Consider the following 3,786-nt stretch of genomic DNA (forward strand, 5'->3'; position numbering starts at 1 on the left):
AAGCTTGTGCTTCTGTGGGTCAAGCCTCAAGTGCTGATCTGTGGTGTCGTCTACCTGATAACTTTCACTTTTTCGAGTGAAATTCAGGAGGCGAAACTATGGGTCAAGCCCAGCTTTGCTGGGGTTCGGCACATCCAGCTTACAGCATTGGTGCTCTTGCGAAGCTGAAGCACAAAAATCTAATCCAGGGTTTGGGTTTTTTATACCAGAAGCAAAACAAAAAAATAAAACAAAGAAAAATTTTCGAGCGAAAAAATATTTTGGAATTTTTTAAAGGCGATACTTGCTACCGCACTTTTGCCATATTTAAAACCTGACTATCTTTATAAGTTAATAGATATATCCGTTAGATTATAAAGTATGTTAAAAACGAGTAAAAACAATAACTTATATATTTAATTCTGAATTATATTTGACAGTGATTATTTAATATATTAAGAGATATATCTATTAGCTTAAATATAACTAAAAAAAGAGGTAAATATATGGATTGTGTATTTAAAAAAGCATTAGAAAATGAAATAGAACATTATAAAAAAGACGGTGATATCAAATCTTTCTTACAATACTTGCATTACTTTGATATAGATAAAGCATTAAATGGTGATGAATGTGGCGATATTATAAACTCAAATTTATCCATTGATGAAAGTTTTGATCTTCTTGATGTTGAGCACAATTTCGGCTGGGCTTTCAATAAAATAATACAGAGACGAAATGAATATTTATCATCAGCTAAAACTGAAAATGATTTTAAAAAATACTCGTTCTTTATTCATTCGATCAATTGGGAAGAATTTAATTACGATGAGATGAGTACAATACATCAAGAAATGATTAAAGGATTAGATAATTACACATATGGAGAAATAACCATATGAATAATAAAATAAGAGAATATATTGATTTCGAAATAACAAAAGATATAAAAGAAAGTCAGCTCTTAAAAATATCTGCATTGATCGATGTTTTAAAAGTAGATGAAAAATTTATTGATGAAGAGGATTTGCAACTAAAGATATTGAAAATATCGTATGAAAATCCTATTGATGATCCAGATGATGGCATAAGAAAATCACAATTCGCACGAAGAAATGCCTATCTTTCAGCATTAAAAAAACAAGCAAAAAGAGATCTGGTAAAGGATATTGTTTTTTTGATTATGGATGTTTTTAAAATAAAAGAAGCGAGTTTTCATTTTTTTAAAAATATGTGTGAGATATTTTTAGCTCGTTCAGTAGATAAAAATTTCATCATAGAAAACTTTTCAAATATAAAAATAAATGAAAGTGGTGAGTATAAAAAATCGGATGTAAAAAGAACAAGTGCCAACAAAATAAATCTTGCATTTAAATATAATGATTATGTTTATTTGGAATGTTTTTGTGTGAAATATCCATCATTTTCCGGTTCGGATTTTATGAAGATCTACACAAGGCAAATTGAAAAAATAGATAAAATTTTCGCAGGTATTAAAGCCGACTTAAAACAAATGAGTGAAGAAGAAAAGAAAAAAATAAATACATATTTTGAGTTAGTAAAAGAGAAAGAAAAAATAAAAGAAGACCTCGGCTTAACAGTCGAAAAACCAGAAATAATAAAAAGAAAGAGACTGTGATTTTTAATGGAAATCGTGAGGAAAAGAAAATTTTAATTTTCATTTTCGAGGGATTAATTTGTTGTAAGTTGATGAAAAATCTAGATAAAAAATGCAGATCAAAAATGTGTTGAATTTGACATTATTGAAATACGTAGTATATCAATAATGGGGGTTTGTCTATTTTATTTTGCGAAGATTGAAAATCTGAGTGAAAGAAAATAGTTTGCGAGAGCAAAAAAACCCTTGCCGTTTTTTTCAAATGACTTTGGAAAAAATTCATTGTGAGCGGTAGCGAAACTTTGAAATTTTTTACATTGGAAATTTGAAAAAATAAGGCAAAAGAAACTCAAATGGAAAAAATATTATTATAAAAAAAGGAGATCGGATATGGATTTTAAAAGCAGAAAACTGACATTGAATGAAAAAAAAGATTTGGAAAAAATCTATGCTGAGAGTGAATTAAAAGCAAAAAAATTGGGAACTCAACCCGGTGTTGTTTTAGAAATGACGATGAAAGAAATGATGAAAAATATCAACCTCGATGTTAATGAAGAAACAGCAGGTCAATATAGGAAATTATTCAAAAATAAAGTTGAGCATAGTAAATCAGATGATCTAGTAACGGGACTATTAGAGTGTGGAACTCGAAATAGTTTTGATAAAACAAGAAGTGCCTTTCGTTTTTGTATTTGTGAGAGAATTCAGCAACTGAGAAAAGAAGCTGATAATGCAAGAAGAGTAAAAGATTTCGATACAATGAAAGCAAAAACTAAAGAGGCTTTTGAATTGAGTTTTGTTTTTGATAAGGATTTTTTGAGTGAAAATAGAATTCAATGGAATGATATTTCTCACAACAAAAAAGACTCTGCAAGTAAAAGAAAAACAATGAAAGAAGCGGACACAATGGATGATATTTTTAAGAGGCTAAAAAATAATAAATCTACATATGATCGTTATGCTGGATTCCTTTCTATTTGTTCGATTACAGGTTGCAGACCAGCAGAAGTTTTAAAGGGTATAGAGATAGTAAGAAACAGATATGAGGATGGTATATCTTTTAAAATACTTGGTGCAAAGGTTGGAAATGACAGAGGGCAAAGCGAAAGAACATTACATTTTGATTTATCAAAATATCATGATAATGAGCAAATGAATTATATTTTGTCGCAATTAAAAGATAATAAATTTTTCTACAAACCAGATGGGAAGCTCTACAACAGCTTGAGGCAATACCTCTACATCCAACATAGAACGTTTTCACTGTATACACTTCGTCACAGGGTTGCGAGTGATCTCAAGGCATCCGGTGCAGATGACTTCACCATAGCGGCTTTTTTGGGTCACAGAGTGACTCAAAGCCAGGAGTTCTACGGCTATGCTCGTTCGTCGAAAGGTGGTATCGCTGTAACTGGTGTTGAGTGCTCTGATGTTGTGAAAGCAAACAAGAGTCAGTTTGCTGTATCAAGGACTCCGAGCCAGATCTCAACCAGTTTAAAATCGCACTTCAAGAAGTAAAAATAGGGGCCGGCACCGGCTCTTTTTTTGGTGTTTTTGTAGTTAGTGGATATATCTGTTAGCTACAGAGAAAAGCGATTTTAGAGGGTTTGACGAGGTTTTTTCGAGCTATCCAGGGTTTTTGGGTTTTTGGGGTTGGATCAGAAAAGTCGTTCAAGATTATTGACATAAAGACAGGAAGGTTTATAACAAGTACCAGATACGACAAAACCAGCTTTGCAGGCTGGCTTTGAAGGACTAAAAGAAGTGGGGACTTCTTTGAGTCTTGTAATCAAGTTGGTCAGAACTCGATTACGATTTGTAAGTAGAAATCTAACTCACATTTCGCAGAAAGTCAAACTTACCTCTTAGTTACAACTCAAAAATTTCCTAGCCTTTTCAGATCCTTAAGCATACATATTTTGTTTAAACCGATTGTGTCCGGTGTTTGGTGTGGAGCCATTGATCCGAGTGGTCAATATGTGATTGTTCGCCAAACAGTGTATGTAGGTCTAAACGGGGAGTGCTACAAAAGACCATACCCGAAACGAGTGCCTAAGTGTTTTGGTTATCAACCAGGTAAGCTATGAGAAAGCCCAGCCATAAATGGGGTTAGGTTGAAGCAAGTCTTCATATGGTGCGACACAAGGGGTGTAGTAGGGTGTCGTCAAACTGAAAGGTTTGATAGCTCT

Annotated in this window: 4 protein-coding genes; all 4 read left to right on the forward strand. The window is 32.6% G+C overall.

Annotation, left to right across the window (positions count from 1 at the left end):
• The first annotated feature begins 98 nt into the window (after window positions 1–98).
• The gene (locus tag A7K98_RS21195) at window positions 99–317 is read left to right on the forward strand and encodes a hypothetical protein (protein ID WP_010891066.1); all 219 of its coding nucleotides are present in this window, start codon (window positions 99–101) and stop codon (window positions 315–317) included.
• 168 nt (window positions 318–485) lie between these two features.
• Window positions 486–881, forward strand: a complete 396-nt coding sequence (locus A7K98_RS21200; protein ID WP_087490639.1) for a hypothetical protein — start codon at window positions 486–488, stop codon at window positions 879–881.
• The gene (locus A7K98_RS21205; RefSeq protein WP_087490640.1) at window positions 878–1,618 is read left to right on the forward strand and encodes a hypothetical protein; all 741 of its coding nucleotides are present in this window, start codon (window positions 878–880) and stop codon (window positions 1,616–1,618) included. Before A7K98_RS21200 ends, A7K98_RS21205 begins: the two co-directional genes overlap by 4 nt.
• 369 nt (window positions 1,619–1,987) lie before the next feature.
• Window positions 1,988–3,115: a site-specific integrase gene (locus A7K98_RS21210; RefSeq protein ID WP_087490641.1), complete on the forward strand. Its 1,128-nt coding sequence runs from the start codon at window positions 1,988–1,990 to the stop codon at window positions 3,113–3,115.
• Window positions 3,116–3,786: the final 671 nt, after the last annotated feature.

This window comes from Tatumella citrea (assembly GCF_002163585.1).
Classification (GTDB): domain Bacteria; phylum Pseudomonadota; class Gammaproteobacteria; order Enterobacterales; family Enterobacteriaceae; genus Tatumella; species Tatumella citrea.